20 protein-coding genes are annotated in these 23073 nt (G+C 39.9%); 1 reads left to right on the top strand and 19 read right to left on the bottom strand.

The window, feature by feature from the left end; genetic code table 11:
* Positions 1–37 precede the first annotated feature (37 nt).
* From M0R79_RS07835 to M0R79_RS07900, 14 genes are all read right to left on the bottom strand, one after another.
* On the bottom strand, positions 38–1324 hold the full coding sequence (locus M0R79_RS07835) for a sugar phosphate nucleotidyltransferase (protein WP_259560487.1): 1287 nt from the start codon (positions 1322–1324) through the stop codon (positions 38–40).
* A 17-nt stretch (positions 1325–1341) separates the two neighbouring features.
* Positions 1342–2961, bottom strand: coding sequence for a phospho-sugar mutase (locus M0R79_RS07840; protein ID WP_092571262.1), 1620 nt, complete (start codon positions 2959–2961; stop codon positions 1342–1344).
* A gap of 23 nt (positions 2962–2984) precedes the next feature.
* On the bottom strand, positions 2985–3866 hold the full coding sequence (locus M0R79_RS07845; protein WP_159428852.1) for an NAD-dependent epimerase/dehydratase family protein: 882 nt from the start codon (positions 3864–3866) through the stop codon (positions 2985–2987).
* Positions 3838–4455: a sugar transferase gene (locus tag M0R79_RS07850; protein WP_092571258.1), complete on the bottom strand. Its 618-nt coding sequence runs from the start codon at positions 4453–4455 to the stop codon at positions 3838–3840. Before M0R79_RS07850 ends, M0R79_RS07845 begins: the two co-directional genes overlap by 29 nt.
* A gap of 1 nt (position 4456) precedes the next feature.
* A complete protein-coding gene (locus M0R79_RS07855; RefSeq protein ID WP_092571256.1) occupies positions 4457–5254 on the bottom strand; it encodes a tyrosine-protein phosphatase in 798 nt (265 codons plus the stop codon).
* Positions 5241–6017, bottom strand: coding sequence for a CpsD/CapB family tyrosine-protein kinase (locus M0R79_RS07860; protein WP_092571254.1), 777 nt, complete (start codon positions 6015–6017; stop codon positions 5241–5243). The genes M0R79_RS07855 and M0R79_RS07860 overlap by 14 nt, the downstream gene beginning before the upstream one ends.
* A 3-nt stretch (positions 6018–6020) precedes the next feature.
* Positions 6021–6767 carry a YveK family protein gene (locus M0R79_RS07865; protein ID WP_092571252.1) on the bottom strand — a complete coding sequence of 249 codons (747 nt, stop codon included), beginning with the start codon at positions 6765–6767 and terminating at the stop codon, positions 6021–6023.
* A 17-nt stretch (positions 6768–6784) separates the two neighbouring features.
* Positions 6785–8635: a polysaccharide biosynthesis protein gene (locus tag M0R79_RS07870; protein ID WP_092571250.1), complete on the bottom strand. Its 1851-nt coding sequence runs from the start codon at positions 8633–8635 to the stop codon at positions 6785–6787.
* Between the two features lie 30 nt (positions 8636–8665).
* The gene (locus M0R79_RS07875) at positions 8666–9661 is read right to left on the bottom strand and encodes an LCP family glycopolymer transferase (RefSeq protein WP_092571247.1); all 996 of its coding nucleotides are present in this window, start codon (positions 9659–9661) and stop codon (positions 8666–8668) included.
* Between the two features lie 184 nt (positions 9662–9845).
* Complete coding sequence (locus tag M0R79_RS07880; protein ID WP_092571245.1) at positions 9846–10268, bottom strand: PPC domain-containing DNA-binding protein; 423 nt, start codon at positions 10266–10268, stop codon at positions 9846–9848.
* Between the two features lie 165 nt (positions 10269–10433).
* Positions 10434–11204 (bottom strand): pyruvate formate-lyase-activating protein, encoded by a 771-nt coding sequence (gene pflA, locus M0R79_RS07885; RefSeq protein ID WP_092571242.1) that lies wholly within the window; start codon positions 11202–11204, stop codon positions 10434–10436.
* 108 nt (positions 11205–11312) lie between these two features.
* Complete coding sequence (gene pflB / locus M0R79_RS07890; RefSeq protein ID WP_092571240.1) at positions 11313–13568, bottom strand: formate C-acetyltransferase; 2256 nt, start codon at positions 13566–13568, stop codon at positions 11313–11315.
* A 502-nt stretch (positions 13569–14070) separates the two neighbouring features.
* Complete coding sequence (locus M0R79_RS07895; protein ID WP_092571238.1) at positions 14071–15249, bottom strand: MalY/PatB family protein; 1179 nt, start codon at positions 15247–15249, stop codon at positions 14071–14073.
* A gap of 129 nt (positions 15250–15378) precedes the next feature.
* Complete coding sequence (locus M0R79_RS07900; protein WP_092571236.1) at positions 15379–16179, bottom strand: alpha/beta fold hydrolase; 801 nt, start codon at positions 16177–16179, stop codon at positions 15379–15381.
* Positions 16180–16392: 213 nt separating this feature from the next.
* On the opposite strand from M0R79_RS07900, the gene M0R79_RS07905 reads away from it, so the two are divergent.
* Positions 16393–17811 carry a LysM peptidoglycan-binding domain-containing protein gene (locus M0R79_RS07905; protein ID WP_248417144.1) on the top strand — a complete coding sequence of 473 codons (1419 nt, stop codon included), beginning with the start codon at positions 16393–16395 and terminating at the stop codon, positions 17809–17811.
* Positions 17812–17907: 96 nt separating this feature from the next.
* On the opposite strand, the gene fghA is transcribed toward M0R79_RS07905, so the two are convergent.
* The 5 genes from fghA to M0R79_RS07930 form a co-directional block, all read right to left on the bottom strand.
* The gene (fghA, locus tag M0R79_RS07910) at positions 17908–18744 is read right to left on the bottom strand and encodes an S-formylglutathione hydrolase (protein ID WP_092571234.1); all 837 of its coding nucleotides are present in this window, start codon (positions 18742–18744) and stop codon (positions 17908–17910) included.
* A 13-nt stretch (positions 18745–18757) separates the two neighbouring features.
* On the bottom strand, positions 18758–19867 hold the full coding sequence (locus tag M0R79_RS07915; RefSeq protein ID WP_092571232.1) for an S-(hydroxymethyl)glutathione dehydrogenase/class III alcohol dehydrogenase: 1110 nt from the start codon (positions 19865–19867) through the stop codon (positions 18758–18760).
* Positions 19868–19986: 119 nt separating this feature from the next.
* A complete protein-coding gene (locus M0R79_RS07920; protein ID WP_159428849.1) occupies positions 19987–20889 on the bottom strand; it encodes a DUF4767 domain-containing protein in 903 nt (300 codons plus the stop codon).
* A 120-nt stretch (positions 20890–21009) separates the two neighbouring features.
* Positions 21010–21180: a hypothetical protein gene (locus tag M0R79_RS07925; protein WP_159428848.1), complete on the bottom strand. Its 171-nt coding sequence runs from the start codon at positions 21178–21180 to the stop codon at positions 21010–21012.
* 299 nt (positions 21181–21479) lie between these two features.
* The gene (locus tag M0R79_RS07930) at positions 21480–23015 is read right to left on the bottom strand and encodes a M20/M25/M40 family metallo-hydrolase (RefSeq protein WP_092571226.1); all 1536 of its coding nucleotides are present in this window, start codon (positions 23013–23015) and stop codon (positions 21480–21482) included.
* Positions 23016–23073: the final 58 nt, after the last annotated feature.

Raw genomic sequence — 23073 nt, forward strand, 5'->3', positions numbered from 1 at the left:
AAAGATTATCATGGTTACTGATAATCTACTAATTTCTTCATTCTTCAATAAATAACAATTCTAATAATTTTACCGCTTGTCGACTATGAATCTTAACAGAGTCTCCAGCATCAAAGTCAAAATGGCTCCCCTTATGAAAATCATAGCTTTGCCCTGAAATCTCTACCGAGCCCGTCCCTTCAATAATCGTTATGCTTCCTTCAGCTTGATGGGGATTCTCTAAGTCAATACTGTGATTTGGATTGATATTATAGAGACTGGTCGTCGAATAGGTATCCGCTTGTCCATCATGAAGGTCCAAAATTTTCTTATTACCCCAATTAGATTCCTTGTACATAGGGACTTGCTCTTTTTGCGGTAGGTATTTCTTGAGTTGAGCAGATTCAATCTTATCTGAAACCAGAATCCCATCAGGGCTGGCAGCGATGACCAAATTTTGGGCACCAATCACTGTCAGCGGAATATCCAACTCATTGATGACATGGGTTTGTTTAGAAGATGGTGACATAATTACCTTACCCATGGTTTGGCTATCTATCTCTTCGGTCAGTGTCTTCCAGGTTCCAAGGTCTTTCCAAGAACCAGAATATTCAACCATAGCCAGCTTGCTTTCTTGCTCACTGACTTCATAGTCGAAACTGTTCTTAGGAAGCTTTTGGTATTGGTCGAGTACCTCTTCATAAGAATTAAATTGAATATAGTTGGCTAAGATTTCAAGTAAATATTTCACCTTGAAGACAAAGACCCCACCATTCCACAAAGCACCTTGACCAATTAGACGCTGGGCTTCCGCTTCGCTCGGCTTCTCCTTGAATCCGATAATATTATCGCCATCTCTTAAGATATAACCATATTTAGAAGAAGGATAGGTTGGTGTAATCCCTAGCAAGCCAAGGTTGGCCTCTGAAGTCTGCATCATTTGATTTAAGGCCATAATTTTGTGGAAATATAGATCTTCTGTATAAGGATCTACCGGCATAACCACCACCACTTCGTCCAAGGCTACTGAGCGCTTATAATGCAAATAAGCTACAGCCAAAGCAATGGCCGGAAAGGTATCACGTCGTTCGGGTTCCACCACAATATTGACGCCATCGTCTAATTGAGTCCGTACCGATTCCACTTGACTTAGGCTGGTAGCAATGGCAATTTTCGCATCACTGTTTACTTGACGAATTTGTTGATAGACCCGTTGAATCATTGATTCCATTTCTCCAGCTTCATTCTTTAATAATTTTAAGAATTGCTTGGAACGAACACTATTGGAGAGTGGCCAAAGGCGCTGGCCTGATCCCCCTGATAGCAGAATCATATTCACCAACATCTTCCTCCTTCTAAAGTCTAGCTTGCTTCTATTATTTCTGATAGTTTGGTTTTTAGGCGGTTTAACTTGTCTTGAGCGGTTTCTTTATCAGCAGCCCGAATCGAAAAATAAATCTTTAACTTGGGTTCAGTGCCTGAAGGACGAATGGCGAACCAAGAACCGTCATCCAGAACGAATTTCAATAAGTTAGCTGGCGGAAGTTGATCTAAGCCCGTCTGATAATCCAGCAACTGATAATCATGGCCCAATTTTTGTCGATTCAAGTTACGAAAATCAGCCATCAAATCCCCCATCCGCTCTTGTCCCGCTGATCCAGTAAAGGTAAAACTAGCTAGGTGATCAAGATAATAGCCATAGGATTGATAAATTTCTTCGAGTTGGTCAATTAAGGTGAAACCTTGCTGCTTATATTCTTTAGCCATTAAAGCTAATAGATAAGCACTGATAATTGCATCTTTATCCCGACAATGACTGCCCCACAAATATCCATAACTTTCTTCATAACCGAAAAGAAACTGATCAGCTTGATTTTTATCTTCAAGTTGATTAATAATCTCACCAATATATTTAAATCCGGTCAAAGTATTAAGAACTTTGGCCCCCCGCCTTTCAGCAATCCGAGCGCCTAATTCGCTAGTTACGACCGTTTTTACGACGTATTTGTTCTGAGCGGTATCACGCTTCGTTAAGAAGTCAATCATCAAGGCACCGATCTGATTACCGGTTAAAGGGATGAATTCACCTTGATGGTTGACCACCGCTCCAAGACGATCACAGTCTGGGTCGGTCGCCAGCACCAAATCGGCTTGAGTCTTTTGGGCTTGAGCAACCGCTACTTCCATGGCTTCTCTTTCTTCAGGATTCGGAATTTTAACGGTTGGAAAATCTCCATCAAACGTTATCTGTTGGTCTACTAGCTGCAAATTCGCTGTTTGTAGAATGTGACTCACATACTTATAACCTGAGCCATGAAGTGGTGAATAAACAATATCTAATCCGGCTAGATCTGCAGAAATTCCTTGTATGGCCGCCATATATCGCTGGCGATAGGATAAATCGATTCTCTGGATATCATCTGGCAGATAGGTAAGATTATTCAGCTTATTTAGTGGATATGCTGGATCGATGAGTTTGGTTAACTGAATGGCTTGGTTTGGCAGTAGTTGCCCTCCCTGAGCATTGTATACCTTAAATCCATTGTATTCTTTAGGATTGTGACTCGCCGTAATGACAATGCCATATTGACAAGCTAAATCCCTCACCGCAAAGGAGAGGACAGGAGTAGGCGTCGGCTGATTAAACATTAAAACTTTTACTCTCTGACTCGCCAAGGCTTCAGCCGCACAGCGGGCTAGATAATCTGACTGATTGCGTGTATCATGAGCAATCACTACTTTTCCAGCCTTAAATCCATCTTGTCGGATTAATTTGGCCAGAGCTAAGCAGGCTTGCATAATGGTATATTTATTGATTCGATTGGTTCCGGCACCCATCAGGCCACGCATACCCCCGGTTCCAAATTCTACCGACTGATAAAATCGATCTTCAATTTCTCCAGGGCTCAATGCCTTCAATTCAGCAGTCAAATCAGTCTCATTCAGCCAAAGCTGATATTGTTCTTGAATATTTGCTTTCATTAGACACTAGCTCCTTTATAATATTATTGCTGTTCAGTTCTGCGAATCGATTCTTCAAACGAACAGACTTGGTAGGAATCATAAGGCCAAGCACTCAAATCTTTACTATAGTAACGATCACCAAACACTTTTTGAATTAAGGGATATTTTATCATTAAACGAATGACACCATTGAAAATTGATGTTAAATAAATTTTTTTATCATGTTGTTTGGCAATTTCGTGGACCAGATTCGCGGTAGACACATAGTCTTGATTTTGCGGATGGATAATCCCTTCAATTTGTTGATCAATCACTTGACAGATCAATTCGGCCAAATTCTCAATATAAATCATGCTCCGTTTGTTATCGAATTCAGGAAAAATCGGACTCAGACGACTAAACTTGGCCAATAATGGATAATTTCCTTTCGAATGCAGTCCATAAACCATCGGCGCTCGAATAATGGTCACTTTAAAATCGTCACCAGCCAATTTATTCAAGGCTTCTTCGCCAGCTAATTTACTCTGCCCATAGGCATTTTCTGGGGTTAAAGGGGTATCAAGGTTAATTTCTCCGCTTCGACTTGTATTGCCATAAACAATCATACTGGACATATAGATAAAATGAGGGACCCCAGCTTGACGAGCTAATCTAGCCATTCTGTCAGTTAGGCCTTGATTTACCGCAAAATATTGGTCCGTATCACTGGTTTTAGTAGCATTATGGGCGATGCCAGCACAATGAAGGATAGCATCCACTCCTTGCAAATCAACTTGGTCCCAATCAATATTGCGCAAGCTTAATTTCTCTATCTGATAAGCTGGGCGCATTGAAGTAGCATATTGAGTAAAGGCATTACCAATATAAGAATTAGCACCGGTAATTAAAATCCGTTTAGTTTTCGTGCTTGCCTTTTCGATCAATCGAACCCGTCCCTCCTTCGACCACACCTTCCCCTTTAAAGACTTTTAATAGGGTATAAAAGAAGCATTTAATATCAAACCACAGGCTCATCTTTCGCACGTATTCGCCATCAAGTTGAGCTTTAATCGGGATGGGCAGTTCGTCACGACCATTAACTTGGGCCCAGCCTGTTAGTCCAGGAGTGACATCATTGGCCGCATATTTATCCCGCTCAGCGACTAAGTCATCTTGGTTCCATAAGGCTGGGCGAGGTCCGATAATGGACATTTCACCCCGCAGAATATTAATTAATTGAGGAAGTTCATCTAAACTTGTCTTGCGGAGAAATTGTCCCGACCGCGTAATAAAAGACTCAGGTTTCCCTAGCATATGGGTGGGGATATCGGCTGGCGTATTAGCCTGCATGGTTCTAAATTTATAAATATTAAAGAATCGCTTGTATATCCCAACCCGTTTTTGTTTAAAGAAGACGGGGCCAGGACTGTCCCATTTAATCCATAAAGCAATCACCAAAAAGACAGGACTTAAAATAACCAAACCTAAAAGGGATAAAACAATATCGAGTAGGCGTTTTATGCTTTTGTACATTTTATTTCTCCTTAAAAAACCCCCATACTTTGCGCCATAATGACTTGTCTTCTTCCACTAACTGAACAGGAGCCAGTGGAAGTTCATGTCCCCAGAAGATGGCTTCGGCAACTTCCAAGAACTGATCCACTTTATTCTTAGAATAGTGTGAGGCTAAGACCTCACAGGCCAATTGATAATTAAAGGGACGCCATTCTTGATGGTGACAGTCTGATGCCATGAAATGACATAAATTCGCATCAATCATTTGGAAAGAAATTTCTTGATATTTGGGTCCAAAAGCGCCGGCCAATGAGCTTGTGGTAACTTGACCAATGCAACCCATTTCTACCATTTCAGCTAACAAGGTCAAATCTTGACCAAAACGCTGATTCCGTTCTGGGTGAGCGATTACCGGTCGTATCCCTAAATCTAATAGCTGTTTAATTAAGCGAATAGAATAATCAGGGACCGACTGGGTCGGAAATTCAAGCAGTAAATAACGTCCTTGCTCGTCCAAACATAACAAATCCTCATTGTATAAATGATCGATAAGATCTTCATGAATCCGGATTTCTTGACTTGGGAAAACTTTTAAAGGAATCTGTTCCCGGTCAATTGCTGATTGTAGACGGTCACAGGCCTCGATAACTCCTTGGGCATGATTAATAAATTGAGGATTATAGTGGTGAGGGGTTAGCACCAATTTAGAAATCCCTTCATCCACCGCCAATCGAGCTAATGTTAAAGCCTGATCTAGGCTTTGGGCGCCATCATCCACAGCTGGAAGTAAATGACTATGTAAATCAATGATCTCCATGTTTATGTTCGCCTTCATTCTGGTCCTGGCCATATCCGTAATAAGAATAATAACCATAACCATCACTTTCTTCATTGGATTTGGCATTCAAGACAAAACCTAAAATATTGGCATTCACATTTTCTAAGACTTCTTTAGCTCGACGAACCTCATCTTTCTTAGCATAGCCATGACGAACCACCAAGACACAACCATCAACTTTGGAAGCGAGGATTTGAGGATCGGTTACCGAATTAATCGGTGGGGCATCGTAAATAATCACATCAAAGAAATCTTCTAATTCTTTCATCAGTTTGGTCATCCGCCCCGAAGCCAAAAGCTCGGCAGGATTAGGTGGAATTGGACCAGAAGGAAGTAGATAAAGATTCAAATCTGTACTCTTCATCACCACTTCGTTGAAATGTAGACTTGGATTAATTAATAAGGTAGTCAAGCCCTTCTCGTTATTCAAGGTAAAAGTCCGATGCAAAGTAGGTTTACGTAAGTCAGCGTCTACAATTAAAACATTTTTCTCCATAGCTCCCATCGCAATCGCCAGATTGGCTGAAATGGTTGATTTTCCTTCTGCAGGTACACTCGAAGATACTAAGATTGAACGAAGATCATTATCGAGCTGAGCGAAAGTAATATTCGTTCGGATGGTTCTAAATTGTTCAGCGTAGACTGATTTAGGCTTAAAGTAAGAAATTAAAGGTGCACCCTCAACCTGTTCTTGCAAGAATTTTTCTTCTTTACGTTTCCGTCTGTTCATAAAGTTAAACATGCTTTACCCCTTTCTCCGTCCAAATTTCCGACTCATCTGTTGACCTAAGCGGGCATGCTTGCGTTCATCTTTGGATAAACGATTAACTTCACCCAGATTCACCAGACCAATCGACATTAAGAAGTCTTCGTTGCGAATGGTATTATCATTAATTTCGCGAATAAAGACCATAATCAGACTGAGGAGCAGGCCTAAGATTGCACCGATGACAATATATCTAAATAAACTTGGTGAAACACGATCACTATTATATGAAGCGTCAGATAAGACATAGACATTGGTCGTATTGTCTTGATAGATTTTCGGCAAAACATCAATAAATTTCTCAGTCACGGTGGCAACGACCCGCTGAGCTAAATCAGGTGACCCTAAATTCGCCTTGATCATAAAAGATTGTGAATCCGGTGATTGTTCGACGGTTAAATTTTGTCGCAAGGCTGGAACAGAAATTTCATTATTTAGTGAATTACTTACTTCTTGAAGTAAACTTTGTGATTTAATGATATCGCTATAGGTATTGATTAAACTAATACTAGTTTGTAAGTCATTATATTGGACCGCAGCAACTTCTTTATCGATATTGGAATTCTGGTTCACGATTAATTGAGCCTCTGATTTATAAATCTCATCGACGAAGAAAATCATAAAAGCACTCGAAAGGCCGGCGCCGAGGATCATTGATATCAAAATCATAAAGATATGTTTTTTTAATACCTTAAATAGTTCCAATAAACTCAATTCTTCTTGCATAAGCTCCCCCTTATTTACTATTTAATACTATGGTTGGCAAAGGCAACAATTTCTCGTTTCAACGTTTCAGCGGATGATTGATTAAGTCTCTCCATAAAGGATTCGATATCTGCCAAAGGCATCGTCGTTACCCGACCAATAAAGATATCTTTCTCAACCTGCTCTGAAACAGCCTCAGATGTCGTCAAAATTTCCTCAAATAACTTCTCACCAGGACGGATGCCTGATTCAATAATTTCTATTTCTCCTTCTGAGAAGCCCGATAATAAAATAAGCTTCTTGGCTAAATCTAATATCTTAACCGGGGCACCCATATCTAAGACAAAGACCTCGCCACCTTTGGCAAAAGCTCCTGCATAAATCACCAACTGACTGGCTTCAGGAATCGTCATGAAATATCGCGTCATTCGATAATCGGTAATAGTTACTGGCCCCCCTTGAGCAATCTGTTTCTCAAAGAGCGGAATCACCGACCCACGCGATCCGAGTACATTTCCAAAGCGTACGGCGGAATAGTTAGAATCGCTTCGTTGGTCGAAACCGGTAATGATAAGCTCAGCAATTCGTTTAGAAGCCCCCATGACATTGGGTGGATTAATTGCCTTGTCGGTGGAAATCATGACCATCTTACTGACTTTGCAAGCATCCACGGCCTTGGCAACATTATACGTCCCAATCACATTGTTCTTATAAGCTTCCACCGGATTATATTCCATGAGCGGCACATGTTTATGAGCCGCTGCATGGTAGATAATATCAGGCTTGAACTCTTGAAAGACTTCAACAATGCGCTGATAATCCTGAACATCTGCGATCACTGGTTTATATTCAACCATATTATGGTGTTTCTTCAATTCATGGAAAATCTGATAAATAGAGTTCTCACCGTGACCCAGTAAAACAACCGTTCGTGGGCCAAATCGAGAAACCTGGCGAGCTATTTCGGAGCCAATTGACCCTCCTGCGCCTGTGATTAAAATGACTTTCTCCTCGATTTCAGCGCGCAAACGACTGTCATCAAGATGAACTTCTTTACGCCCGAGTAAATCAGCGATATTCACTTTATTGGTCGATTTTAATAAACGATGGTTTCCTTGCAAGATATCTTCAACTGGCGGCATTTTATATAATTTTAATTTGTGGGGATTGGCTATTTGAAGAATGTTCTCATATTCTTCAGGTTTAATCGAAGGAATGGCAACAATGATTTCCTTTACCCCATAGCGTTCGGCGATGGTTGGTATTAAGTCGACATCGCCCACTACCTTCACGCCACCGATGACCTTACCAATCTTCGTTTCGTCACAGTCTAGGATGGCAACCACGTCCATGTTCCCTGGCTTCCGACGGAAGTTATTCATAAAGATTGATCCGCCATCCCCGGCGCCGACCAGAATAACTCGACGCTTGTTCTTGTTCGAATCTTGAAACTTGAACCGTGATAAGTAAATCGTCTGCCAGATTAAACGCCAAGCCACACAAAAGATAGCCGTCACAATCATGGTGAAAATTACTGTCCGCCAGAGGGATATTTTAAAGATTATCATCCCGATGACCCCAGTAAATAACAAACTAAAAAGCACTAAGAAGAACAATTGAATAAATTCCTGTATCCCACTGTAGCGATTCAATCTCGAATCCAGTAAGGAAAGTCTACCAACGATTCGATAGATTAAGTATCCTACAGTAAGTAAGAAAAGGTAGAAAGTCCAGGGGACTTCAATCATTCGGTAAAAGAACAAATAACTCAAGAATATCGTTAAAACAAATGCGAATAAATCGGCAATGTCCCAAATCACTCGTTTTAACTGGGGGGATAATTTTTCAACCATGTCTACAATGAGCTGACTAGCCCCTTTGCTTTGCATTTAAATCGGCTCCTCACTGGAAAATAATAGTTATTCAATATCTAATTCTGCCTGAATCGATCGACTCACTTCTTGAACCGCCGATGGATCTAATATTTCATAATAAACACCATCAATCTTCTCTCCCTGACCTTTGAGTTGGAACTCTTCCACATGATTAATGGCAGATCGATAATTGCTGGCAATATGCATCATTTCTTCGTAGCTAATATCGGTCTTCACATTATTGCTAATAGAATTTAAAATATTCTGATAATTAATTAAGGTATCTAATTCTAAGCCAGAACGAATAATACCTAAGACCACTTGACGGGCTCGGTCTTGACGGCCATAATCTCCGCCGGAATCATAACGATTGCGGATATATTCAAGCGCCATCGTGCCATGCATCTTAATCGGCACGCCTTCTTGAAAATCAAACCCCCCTTGAGAAAAAGTGGTTGGTGGGGTCACCGTGATGCCTCCGACGGCATCGATAATCTCCTTAAAGCCTTTCATATCAGCGGCAACGGTATAATCAATGGGAATATCTAACAAATTTTGGACCGCATTAGCGGCTAAACCTGGCCCCCCATAGGCATAGGCGTGATTGATTTTTGTTTTATCTGCCGTCCCCGGTATTTCTACATAGGAATCTCGGGGAATCGAAGTTAAAGTAATCTTATCGCTACTTGGGTTGACCGTGGCTACAAGCATTACATCTGACCGGCCTTTTTCTACGCGACCATATTCTCCCGTATCAATCCCTAGTAATAACACTGAGAAAGGTTGATCTTCCTTTACAGTTACCGGCTTAGGTCTAATTTGGATTTGGTTCTCTGCCCGCGGCATTTGAATCTTGTTGACCGTGCTCTCTACGGACGACCACATATCCCACAATTTAAAAACTACCAGACCGAGGACAATCACTAGGCCGATGGCTCCAATCGATAAACAGCCGAGTTTATTCTTCTGACCGTGGATTTCTTTACGGCGAGGACTATGACCACTCATTTCTTGATTTGTAATTTCTTGACTTTCTTCCATGCATCTAGCTCATTTCTATTTATTATTTCTTAAGAATTATATAAATTATTCAGCGCAATTATAACACAAACCACTCACGAAATACCTTTAAGTGACTGTGGATTGACAATTGTAAAGATAATTTAATAATTCTTAAAAAAGCATCAAAACATTAAAAAAGGGCTTACAATAAGCCCTTTACCCCTTATTCAAAACTTAACAAGTTAATTCCTGTCTCCTGATCCGCTTGACGATTGACCTGCCCCGGCAGACACTGAATAATAATCTCGCCGGTAACCGACACGCGTGCCGAAACCAGATGACCACCGATGACACTATTATCCTCACGACCAAAGGTCGCATGAAAATGTCCGTAGTAAGCCTGGTCTTTTTCGGTAATATTTCCTACCAAGGAGGTTAATTCTAAATCTTCCTGATAAACCGATTCGTTGTACTCATGAGTCGACAATTGATAGAAACCTAATTTCACTTCATCGCAAGCTCCAATTCCCGTGACACTCGCCAAAAAAATGTTTTCTGCTTCAGCAACTTTTTGAATCGAAGTTAATAGTTCTTCCCCACGCTGAACGCGAAGAACAATTGTCTGATCAAAACGCTTGTATTCCATAGAAACCTCCCTCTCAAAAAGTAAGATGTTGAGCTCATTGTATTATATGCGCTTAGGACTTGCAAGAAAGACCCCTTTAATCGGAACAAAAAAATTGCTCTTAAATTTCTGCCCCCCAAGGCAGGAAATTTAAGAGCAAGTACATTGAAATGAATTCACTTTGGTTTACATGGTCTTATAACCTTGATAGTCTTCAGTTCTTAACAAACGTTTTGCGTTCTCTACCCGTTCCTGAGTCGGTGGTTCGATCCCTTTTAATGGATAACGAATACCTAAAGCTTCATATTTATATACGCCTAACTTATGGTAAGGCAAGACTTCAAACTTCTTTACATTATTTAAAGTAGCGACAAAATGCCCTAATTCCATTAATAGTTCATCGTAATCTGTTCGACTAGGGACCAAAACATGACGAATCCAGACTGGTTGATTGACTTCAGATAAGTACTTGGCTAGTTCGATAATATTATCATTAGGTAGACCGGTTAATTTGATATGACCATCGCGGCGAATATGTTTCAGATCATAAAGAATCAAGTCGGTGTATTCTAACAATTCATTAAAGGTCGAAAACCATGGGTCTTCACGAGTAAACGGCGCCCCGCAGGTGTCGATACAAGTATTAATGCCTTGGGCCTTGGCCAATTTGAAATATTCTAACAGGAAATCAACCTGTAACAAAGGCTCGCCCCCAGAGACAGTGATGCCACCTTTATCTCCCCAGAAAGCAGAGTATTGAATCGCTTCGTCCAATAACTCTTGAGGCGTGTAAGGTGTTCCTTTTTGTAAGTTCCAAGTATCTGGATTATGGCAGAATTGACAGCGCATCCGACATCCCTGCATAAACGTGATAAAACGAATTCCTGGACCATCCACAGAACCAAAACTTTCGGTAGAATGAACGCGCCCAATGACTTCTTTCTTAACTTCAGTCATATACATCCTCCTTATCATCCTTGCTGATAATAAGAATGCTGCTTAATTAAGAATTAAGCAGCAGTTCTTAATTATTTTCCTTTAAGCAATCTTAGCATGGATAAACTATTACATTGATTCGTGCATTGTTCGATTAATAACATCCATTTGTTGTTCACGAGTTAATTTAATAAAGTTAACCGCATAACCAGATACACGAATGGTCAATTGTGGGTAATTTTCAGGGTGTTCCATCGCATCTAATAATGTTTCACGGTTGAAGACATTAATATTTAAATGGTGACCGCCTTTATTTGAATAGCCATCTAACATTTGAACGAGGTTATCGATTTGAACAGAATCTTCCTTACCTAAGGCTTTAGGGATGATGGAGAAGGTATTTGAAATACCGTCTAAGGCATAATCATAAGGAATCTTAGCAACGGATAATAAGCTAGCTAGCGCTCCGTGGGTATCGCGACCATGCATTGGGTTAGCCCCTGGTGCAAATGGCGTTCCACCTTCACGACCATCTGGAGTATTTCCAGTCTTCTTACCATAAACCACATTTGAAGTAATAGTTAGGATAGAAGTTGTGTGGATTGAATTTCTATAAGTTGGATGTTTCTTCACTTTAGTCATAAAGGTCTTCAATAATTCAACACCGATTTGATCGGCACGATCATCATTATTACCATATTTAGGGAAGTCACCTTCGATTTCAAAATCAACGGCTATCCCATTTTCATCACGAATTGGACGAACTTTAGCGTATTTAATCGCTGATAGTGAGTCGATAGCTACTGAGAATCCTGCAATACCTGTGGCCATGGTCCGTTTGATATAAGTATCATGAAGAGCCATTTCTGCAGATTCATATGAATATTTATCATGCATATAGTGGATGCAATTAAGAGTATTAACATATAAAGCTGCTAACCATTCTAACATTTGGTCATATTTAACCATCACTTCATCATAATCTAAGTAGTCTGAAGTAATTGGTCGGTAAGCAGGACCTACTTGAGCTTTAGATTTTTCATCGACCCCACCATTGATCGCATATAATAAAGCTTTCGCTAGGTTAGCGCGCGCACCGAAGAATTGCATTTGTTTACCAATTTCCATCGCAGAAACGCAGCAAGCAATTCCATAGTCATCGCCGTATTTAGGTCTCATGACTTCATCGTTTTCATATTGAATGGCTGAAGATTGAATAGACATCTTAGCTGCGAAACGTTTGAAGTTCTTAGGTAGACGTTCAGACCAAAGGATGGTCAAGTTTGGTTCTGGAGCTGGACCTAAGTTAGATAATGTGTGTAAGAAGCGGAATGAGTTCTTAGTTACTAACGGTTGGCCATCTACAGTCATCCCACCAATACATTCAGTAACCCAGGTTGGGTCTCCTGAGAATAATTCGTTGTATTCTGGGGTACGGACGAATTTAACTAAACGTAATTTCATAACAAAGTGGTCGACAAGTTCTTGAGCTTGTTCTTCAGTTAAGGTTCCATTTTCTAAATCACGTTGGATATAGATATCTAAGAAGGTTGAAGTACGACCAAGAGACATTGCAGCCCCGTTTTGTTGTTTAATCGCAGCCAAGTAGCCCAAATATAACCATTGGAAAGCTTCTTGAGCTGTTTCAGCTGGACGACTTACATCAAAGCCATAGATATTACCTAATTCAATAATTTCTTTAAGCGCACGATATTGTTCAGAAACTTCTTCACGAAGTTGAATCACATCGTTAGACATTTGACCATTGCCAATGTTGCCGTAGTCTTTTTGTTTCTCTTCCATTAGACGTTCTACACCGTAAAGAGCAATCCGGCGGTAGTCACCGATAATCCGACCACGGCCATAAGCATCTGGAAGACCGGTAATCACACCAGAGTGACGAGCTGCACGCATTTCTGGTGTATAAACATCAAATACCCCTTGGTTATGGGTTTTACGATAATCGTTAAAGATTTTAATAACTTCTTCATCAATTTCGTAACCATAAGCTTTAGCAGCACTCACCGACATACGGATACCGCCAAATGGTTGTAAAGCACGTTTGAATGGTTGATCAGTTTGGAAACCTACAACGGTTTCTTTGTCTTTATCTAAATAACCAGGACCATGAGAAGTAATTGTAGAAACTAATTTGGTATCTAAATCATAAACGCCACCACGTTTGCGTTCTTCTTCAGATAACTCCATAACTTGATTCCAAAGTGCCGTCGTATTTTCTGTTGGACCCGCTAAGAAACTGTCGTCTCCTTCATACAAAGTATAATTATCATGAATAAAATCACGTACACTAATTTCTTCTTGCCATTTTTGTCCTTTAAAGCCTTGCCAAGCATCTTGAGTGGCTGGATTGACAATCTTTTCCATTTATATTTCCTCCTTGTGGATAGTTTGTTAAAGCTTTCCCAAATTTACAAGTTCATTATATCACGATCTGTTGTGCTTTTAAAGAGCAAACTGTATTTATTTACCCTTGTGAAAACAATGTAGTTTGTGAAATTATTTCGAGTATTTTCAATGAAAACTTGTGATGTCAAGTATCATCAAGTGTTTTTGCTTACATTTTCTGTGCCAACCAATAATGCAACAGACGGAAGATTCTGTTTCTTTCTGTACTAATCTAGAAATTATATAATAAATAGACTGGTAAAAATTTTTTTAGCTCTAGAGATACAAAAAAATACCAAATATTTCTCTGCCAATAATTCGGCTATCAGCTAGATGATTTGATTCAACTGGATCCAATCATCTTGCTTCGTAAATCCTTATTCAGCAGTTAAATATTTGGTATTTTCTAAAACTTTATGATGTTTGTTAAAGTTTCTAAATTAAGTCCTGAATTCGGTTGACCTAATTACTAGCTCGGTCTTTATGAGTGGATAGCCGTTTCAATTCGGCTCATCGCCTCTTCAATGATAGAGCGCGGGCTGGCAATATTGAATCGACAGAAACCTCTACCTTGCTGACCAAAGATGCTTCCATCCTCAATAATAATCTTACCCTGATGGATGAGCCGATGCATCAAAACTTCTGGATCTCGGCTAACTTCGGTGAAATCTAGCCACATGAGAAAGGTTCCTTCTGGTCGATGCGCATCAACCTCTGGAAGTCGCTCAGTTAAATAATCCAAAACATAGTCCACATTGGCTTCAATATAAGTCAAGGCCTGATCCAACCAGTCTCCTCCATAACGATACGCTGCTGGAAATCCGGCCGCTGCAAAAGAATTCATATGCATAAACCCTGAACTACATAACCCTTCCTCAAAACGCTGACGAATTTCTGGATTGGCAATGATAGCCACTGACTGACTCAGACCAGCCACATTAAAACTTTTACTTGGAGCCATCAGTGTGATTGTTTGTTGATCAATGGCCGAAGATAAACTAGCTAACGGTGTATGTTTATAACCCTTAAAAATTAAATCCGAATGAATTTCATCAGCTACTATAATAACCCCATGTTTCAAACATAGTTCAGCCATTTTTTGCAATTCGTCTACTCGCCAGACTCTTCCTACCGGATTGTGTGGACTACACAATATAAACATCTTACAGGTCTTAATTTTCTCTTCAAAGTCGGCAAAATCGATGACGTATTGGTCTGCTTTTCGAATCAGTGGATTCTCAACCAAACAGCGCTGATTAGTCTCAATGGCTTTAAAAAACGGATAATAGACGGGCGTTTGAATTAAAATTCGATCTCCGGCTTGAGTCAAGATACGAATCGCATTACAGATTCCCGGCACCACTCCACTCACAGGAACTAAAAAATCGGACGACACTTGCCAATGATTTCGCTGTTCTTGCCAGTCGATAAAACTCGAAAAGAAGTCATCCGCAGGTGCATCATAACCGTAGATACCATAATCAACAACTGCTTGCAAAGCTTGGCGAATCCGTGGCTCACATTTAAAATCCATATCAGCAATCCAGAGTGGTAAGATTTCGTCAGAAACCGGAACACCAAAGTGCTGGTAAGCCGTCCATTTCTTTGATTGTTGTTGTCGACGATTAACGACTTGATCAAAATTATATTGAACCTCCATATAAGCTTCCTCCTGATTATCCGTATCTTTTTCTATTCCAATAGGATAAGTAAACTATGTATTTACTATAGCACAATTTTGGAGGAGGGCCTATACTATTTCTTCTATAATATAGCGCTCATTCTCTAACTAAGGGTTCGTCCCTTCATCGTCAATCTGATCCGTCAGAAAAGCTTTCGCACTATCACGCACAAAATCCAATTGATCAATCATAATATTATGACCGGCATTCTCAATCAAATAGATCGAGGCGTTGTCTTTATCGATAAAAGCTTTAATTTGATCTTTAAAGCCAACAATTTGATCATTTCGGCCAAGAATTAGACACAATTGAGGATCCATGGCATACATTTCTGCTTCAAAAGGAAGCTTAAGATAGCGCTGATCTTCTCGCTGAAGAAATTTATCATAATCTGAATCAAAAACTTCAATACCTGGCAAACTAATACGCTGATAACGTCTCAAAGTTTCAGGACTAATGACCACACTCATATTATAGTAGGCTTTGGCATATTTAGGATCGATTTCAAACTCAGAGAAACAGACATTCTTATGTTCGGCTAATTTTCGTTCTTCTTTGATTGCTTTTACCGGAGGACAGGTTAAGAATATTTTCTTAATTCGCTCAGGCATTAGATAATTGATAGCTAATGATAAATAACCTCCATACGAATGGCCAAAAAGTATAATTTGATCATCCGGTGTCAAAGACTTAATCAGTTCGACTAAAGCTTTGGCAATGGCATGACTCGAATCCAATTGATAGTCTGCAACACTTTGGCCCATGCCCGGCAAGTCAATATAGATCCGTTGATAGTTTGACAAATCTGAAAAAATTTTCTCATAAGTTTCAACCATGGACACCAGTGATAAACCGTGTCCGTGAATAAAATAAATTGATTGCCCTTGACCATAAATCTCGTAGTGCATATAATTCCTCCTTTTCTAATAAAGACAAAATGTTCAAAATACTAGTCTTTCAAGTATTTTTTAAGAAAAAGTAAAACTTCTTAAAAAATTCATAAACATTTCTTATTAACTTCATCGTAACCACCTTGTAACAATTGTGTAATATTGTTACAATATAGCCAAGATAAGGACTTATATATTACATTTATATTTCAAAGAAAGGATGCGAGTTCCATGACCCCATCATATAAACAAATGATTCTTCCACTTATAGCAACTGCCAGCCTATCTTTAGCTCAAACCGTAGCCGCCGAAGAAACCTACCACACTGTTCAAGCAGGTGAGACGCTTTATTCAATTTCTAAACGTTATGACATCAGTGTCGAAAATCTTAAAAATTGGAACCAACTTCAATCCAACAATTTAAACGTCAATCAAGTATTATTAGTGGCTCAAGATACAGAACAAGTTGATAGTTCAACTGATCAAGAAGAAAATCTTACAACAACAGAAGAAGAAAGCCCAAGCCTAGAAATAAGTTCAGAAAATACACCTGAATCAGTATCTAATCCAAACTCTCAAAATACTTATACCGTCAAAGCGGGTGAAAGTGTTTATATTATTGCCTATAAATTTAATATTACCGCAGATCAGCTTAAAGCCGCAAATGGACTTAAATCAGACTTAATCCATCCCAACCAAGTTTTGATTATTCCAAGCGCTAATCATGAAAAACCAGCAGAGCCGAAACCAACCCCACAACCCGATAAAAATACCTATACGGTCAAAGCCGGTGAAAGCTTATACATTATCGCCAACAAATTTGGGGTAACCGTTAAAGAGCTTAAAGCGGCCAATGGGCTTAAATCTGACTTAATCCATCCAAACCAAGTTTTGATTATTCCAAGCGCTAATAACGAAAAGCCAGAAGATCCTAAACCAACCCCACAACCCGATAAAAATACCTATACGGTCAAAGCCGGTGAAAGCTTATACATTATCGCCAACAAATTTGGGGTAACCGTTAAAGAGCTTAAAGCGGCCAATGGGCTTAAATCTGACTTAATCCATCCAAACCAAGTTTTGATTATTCCAAGCGCTAATAACGAAAAGCCAGAAGAACCAAAACCAACGCCTCAACCGGATAAAAATACCTATACGGTCAAAGCCGGTGAAAGCTTATACATTATCGCCAACAAATTTGGGGTAACCGTTAAAGAGCTTAAAGCGGCCAATGGGCTTAAATCTGACTTAATCCATCCAAACCAAGTTTTGATTATTCCAAGCGCTAATAACGAAAAGCCAGAAGAACCAAAACCAACGCCTCAACCCGATAAAAATACCTATACAGTCAAAGCCGGTGAAAGCTTATACATTATCGCCAACAAATTTGGGGTAACCGTTAAAGAGCTTAAAGCGGCCAATGGGCTTAAATCTGACTTAATCCACCCCAACCAAGTATTAATCATTCCTACAAGTCAAGATCAGGATACAGATAAAGAAAAGCCAAAAACACAAATCGAAAAGAATGTCTATCGCACCTTAGACTTAGCAATTAAAGCCGCTAAAGATCACTTCAACTACAAGATTCACTCCCAATGGTACGTGGATTGGACAGCAAATGGTTACAAAGTACGTTACGATTATAAATAAAATTCTAGCTGAGAGCAGCTGATAATAATATCCCGAATTCTCGCCAGATAACCGACCCTGGCAAAAATTCGGGATATTTACCTTGGATTGATAAATCTATTCAGCTAAATGTTGGGCATGAAAAGCCAAATGATCCGCAATAAAAGTTTGAATCATATAATAAGAATGATCATAGCCTTCTTCCAAATGATAAGACAAAGGATAATCTAGCTCGTCAACTAACTTCAACAAGGCTTCAGCGCCAACCTGAACTGGATAAAATTCATCGTGATCGCCTTGACTAATCAGGATTGGCACTCGTTTCTTAACTTGTGTCAATAAATGCAAAGGATCCCATTCTTGCCATGAATCTTTATTAGCTCCCAAATAAGCCTCAAAAGCTTTCTCACCCCAAGGAACATTTTGCGGGTTAGAAATGGGAGCAAAAGCTGACACCGATTCAAAACGATTCTCATCGCGCAAGGCTGATACCAAAGCGCCATAGCCTCCCATCGAGTGGCCAGCGATACTTTCTTTACCGGTAAATTGAGGAATTAAACTATATACAAGTGGTGGCAATTCATCACTTAAATAACTCGCCATTTGATAATGATCACGCCAAGGATCTTGAGTCGCATTCAAATAAAAGCCAGCCCCTTGTCCTAAATCATAGGCTTCATCATCAGCAATATCCTCACCTCTAGGTGAAGTATCGGGAATCGCTACAGCGAGACCATATTGACTAGCAAATTGTTGAAAACCAGCCTTAGTAGAAAAATTCTGATCAGTACAGGTTAATCCCGATAACCACCATAATAATGAAACCGGCTGTTCTTGAGCCTGCTCTGGTAGAAAAAGACTAAAACGCATGGTACAATTCAAAACCTGGGACTCATGTTCGTACTGACATTGACTTCCGCCAAATACCTTATGTTGGTCAATTAATTTAAGCAATGTATTCGTCCTTTCACTTAAATACTAAAATATCACGAAGCGACTTTCCTTGTTCTTGAAGCTCAATAGCGTGATTAATTTCATCGATTGACATTCGATGGGTAATAAAAGGATCTAAATCTATTTGTCCTTGTCGATAATCCTCAAAGACCTCTGCTAAACCAGTCCGCCCGGTAACCCCACCAAAGGAACTACCTTTCCAAGTTCGGCCAGTAATTAGATGGAAAGGACGGGTCTGAATCACTTCGCCACTGGCAGCGACGCCAATGATAATACTTTCTCCCCATCCCTTATGGGTACATTCTAAGCCGGCATTCATGGTCGGCGTATGACCGACACAGACGAAGCTATAATCGACGCCTCCATCGGTTAATTCAACAATATAGTCTTGAATCGGTTGATCGATTTTGGCTGAATTAATGAAATCCGTCGCACCGAATTGTTTGGCCAAGGCTTCTTTCTCATCATTAATATCAATTGCAATGATCCGACCAGCCTGACGTTGCTTCAACATTTGAATCGCTGCTAAACCTAAAGTACCTATGCCAAAGACAGCAGCTGTCGAGCCAGCTTCTACTTGGGCATCATTCTTAACTGCTCCCATCCCGGTAGTCACTCCACAACCTAACAGAGCTACTTTATCATAGTCCACTCCTTCAGGAATCTTAGCAACAGCAATATCAGCAACTACCGTATACTCGCTAAAGGTTGAAGTCCCCATAAAATGATAAATGGGTTTACCTTGATAAGAAAAACGAGTCGTTCCATCGGGCATTAAACCTTGACTCTGGGTCTCACTAATCGCCGAACAGAAATTTAAGCCCCGCTTACAATATTCACACTCTCCGCATTCAGGTTTCCATAAAGGAACCACCTTATCTCCTACAGCTACATTAGTCACACCAGGGCCCACTTTTACCACGGTTCCACTAGCCTCATGTCCGAGAATGCAAGGAAACTTTCCTGAAGGATCCTTACCTGACAAAGTATAAACATCCGTATGACACACTGAAGTAAAGTCAATCTTAATCATTACCTCGTGGTCTTTAGGATCTTCAACATCAATCTCTACGATTTCCAAGGCTTGCCCGGGGGCAAAAGCCACTGCTGCTTTACTTTTCATAAGCATCTCCTTTTCAAAACTAGTACCTCTTAATAACAACCGCTAATTATAAATTACCATTTTTTAGGCTAAATAAAAAGGAAAGGCCTCTAATCAGAAGCCTTTCCCAACTTATCAAGCTATTCTGCATCAGCCTGATAATACCATTGTCCAAATACGTCTTTGATATCAACATTTTCAGTTAATTTGAAATTAAAGGTCTCATTTCGTTGGCTATCTTGGCTGACCCAAACTTGGGGAGTCCCCTCAACATCCACCATCACATAAGTGATTGGGCCTACTTGGTTATAAGAATCGGTCCCAACGGTTGAATAAATAGCATATAAGCGATAGCCCTCTGCATTGTTTAAATCGATGGATTCACCTTCAAAGGCCATATGAGTGAGCACCTCTTGAGAGAAACTATTGACTACCGCCTGATCATCTTGCGGATAGTAACGAATGTATTCTTGTCCCATATTTTCTTGCCAGACTGCCATCGCCTGATCTAGATCAGCAATATTTAAGTCGGCAGAATTATCTGGAATCACTTCAGAAAGAACTTGGTAATACCCCTGTTGACTTTCTTCAACATTCCCCGCGTAGTTCGGAATCAACATCTGAACGCCACCCATAGAAGCTAGATCAGTTAAATAAATTGTCCCTTGATAATAATCCCTTGGAGGATCGGGGATAGTAATCGCAATCGTTGACTGGTAGTTTTCGCCATCCGGTAGCACAGGAACTTCTGTCGGCTCAATTTCTTCAATTTCAATCGGCATGACCTCGTCTTTTGATGCATCATCTAAATTCCAAACCATGCGAATCTGCGGTTGATCAGAATCTAATTGCTCAAGACTTACCTGGATAGGGAAGTTAGGTAATTCCCGATATTGACCATCTACCTCAGGGTTTCGGAATATAATTTGTCCACCAGAATTTTCCACGATGGAGTCTAATAAACTACTTGCTTGAACACTTGGCACAAAAATAAACAAGAGACTTAATCCTAGTAAACTCAAATACGAAAGTACTTTTTTCATTTTTTGCCTCCTTTTGTAGTTCAATAGTGACATCCTACTAATTTAATTATAACAAGACTAAACATTATTAAAATTGATAAGCCTTATTCAGATATTTATCATATCAAGACGACGATTTAACTATTCGAGAAGTTGACGGTCTGCGTTCTCAAAGATAATGGAAACGTCATTTCGCTGATTCCATCCTTTCTCGATCCTTTGATTCAAGTTTTCCCGGGCAAAACCTTGTTGATGGGCAAAAGAGAATAATATAAGCGCAAATAAAGCTAAAACTGTCAATATTTTCTTCATCTTCTTCACCTCAATGCTTTCCTTAATAACTTTCTATTTTTATTATAGACTTTAAACGCAAAGAATTTTTGAATAGTCAGCCTAAATTTTGTGATATTTCAGTGCAAATTATGAATAATGTTTGAGTTATGAATCCCTCTCTCTTTAAGTCATAAACTCTCTTTTATCTATGGACATGAAACTATCTCAATCATTTATTATTTTTTCAATAAAAATAAGACCCGAGTTAGTCCTCGGATCTTATCTGTGGTGTGACCATATAAGTTCTTGATTTCGTTAGCTTATGTTCAATAGTCTGCTTATTGTTTTTTCTTCCAGAAAAGCAAGCTCGTTCCTAAGGCCGTTAAGCTAGTAGCCAATAAGGTTAAGCCTTGACCTTCACCGGTTTCTGGTAGCGACTTCGCACTTGATTCAGGTGCAGTCTCCATCATTTCTTCCCCACTATCTTCCATATCTTTTTCAGGTTCTTCAGGGGTTTCTTTAGGATTTGTTTCTTCCGCACCGTCACCACCAACTAGCGGTTTATCTTCGACTTCTGGTTTTTCTGGTGCAGGGGTTACCGGTCCATCTACAATTGGTTTTTCTGGTTCTTCAACTTCAGGAACATCTACACTAGGACTGGCTGGATCAGCCATGTTCATCAATAAGTTATAAAGAATCGCTGAATAACTGTATAAGTGGTCTTCTACCCGTCCTGGGTATGTTTCATTTAAGAATTCAAGATTATCCATACCAGTATGGAAGATAGGTCCATTATCTTCAGTTTGAACATAACCATCTTTATCGCCAATTTCCCAGTTTGTTCCTTCAAAATAAACAATTGGAATTCCTAACTTATTAAATGGCGCATGGTCACTCCAGTCTCCTGTTTCAGCAAAAGGATAATCTTCATTCAAGCCTGGATTCGGTTCCATATCATCGATTTTTAGGAGTTTAGCAATATCAAAGGCTTGATTAAGGGCCCAATGTTCGCCACCCATTCCAGCGTGAATGTATTTCTTATCGCCAGCAATCAGTGAGTCCATATTGATCATCGCTAGGGTATTCTTAACTTGATCTTCCGTCATTGAGGCTGCATAAGCTTTTGACCCTTTTAAACCGACTTCTTCTGCGCTAAAGGCGATAAACTTCAAGGTAAATTTGCTGGCTTGATCTGCAAATCGTTTGGCGGTTTCTAAAAGTACACCAATCCCTGAAGCATTATCATCCGCACCGACAGATCCACCAGAGTTTACTGAATCATAGTGAGCCCCGACAATGACTTCCTTATCAGATTCTCCTTTTTTGGTAGCAATAATATTATGTGAAGTATATTCTTTCTCTTTTACCTTATAGGTAAAGGTTTGAATTTCAGGTTTATAGCCAAAACTGCTCAATTGGTCTAAGATATATTTCATAGCCTGTGCTTCACCTGGCGTGCCCACTACCCGACTACCAATCTCTCCTGAAAGCACTTCGACGTGTTCTAAAGCCTCTTTACCAAAGTCTGGATCTTCTAAAATGTCCGCCCCTTGTTCTTTCAAGGTTGGATCATTTCCGACGGTTGGTGTTTCTTCTTTTTCAGTGGTTTCTTCCTCTGTTGTAGTCAGGTCAGGTTCTTCATCAGCCAAATCCCCTTCGAGAACGGCTGGGTCTTCTTCATCTGTCACAACGGTTTCTTCAACAGCGATCTCTTCAACCGCTTCTTCAGCTTGAACTTCAGTCTGTCCACCGAAGAATAATAATGAGGCAGATAGAACTGATACCACTCCCACACTTAAACGACGAATTGTAAATCGTTGTTGGCGGTCAGCCAGTCGACGACCTTTCTCAACAAAATTATTTCTTCCTAACATAGTATCCTCCCATTTTCTGCTTTTCACTTTCGTGAAAGCGTTTTATTTACTTTCATCA

Source organism: Ignavigranum ruoffiae (assembly GCF_023195815.2).
Classification (GTDB): domain Bacteria; phylum Bacillota; class Bacilli; order Lactobacillales; family Aerococcaceae; genus Ignavigranum; species Ignavigranum ruoffiae.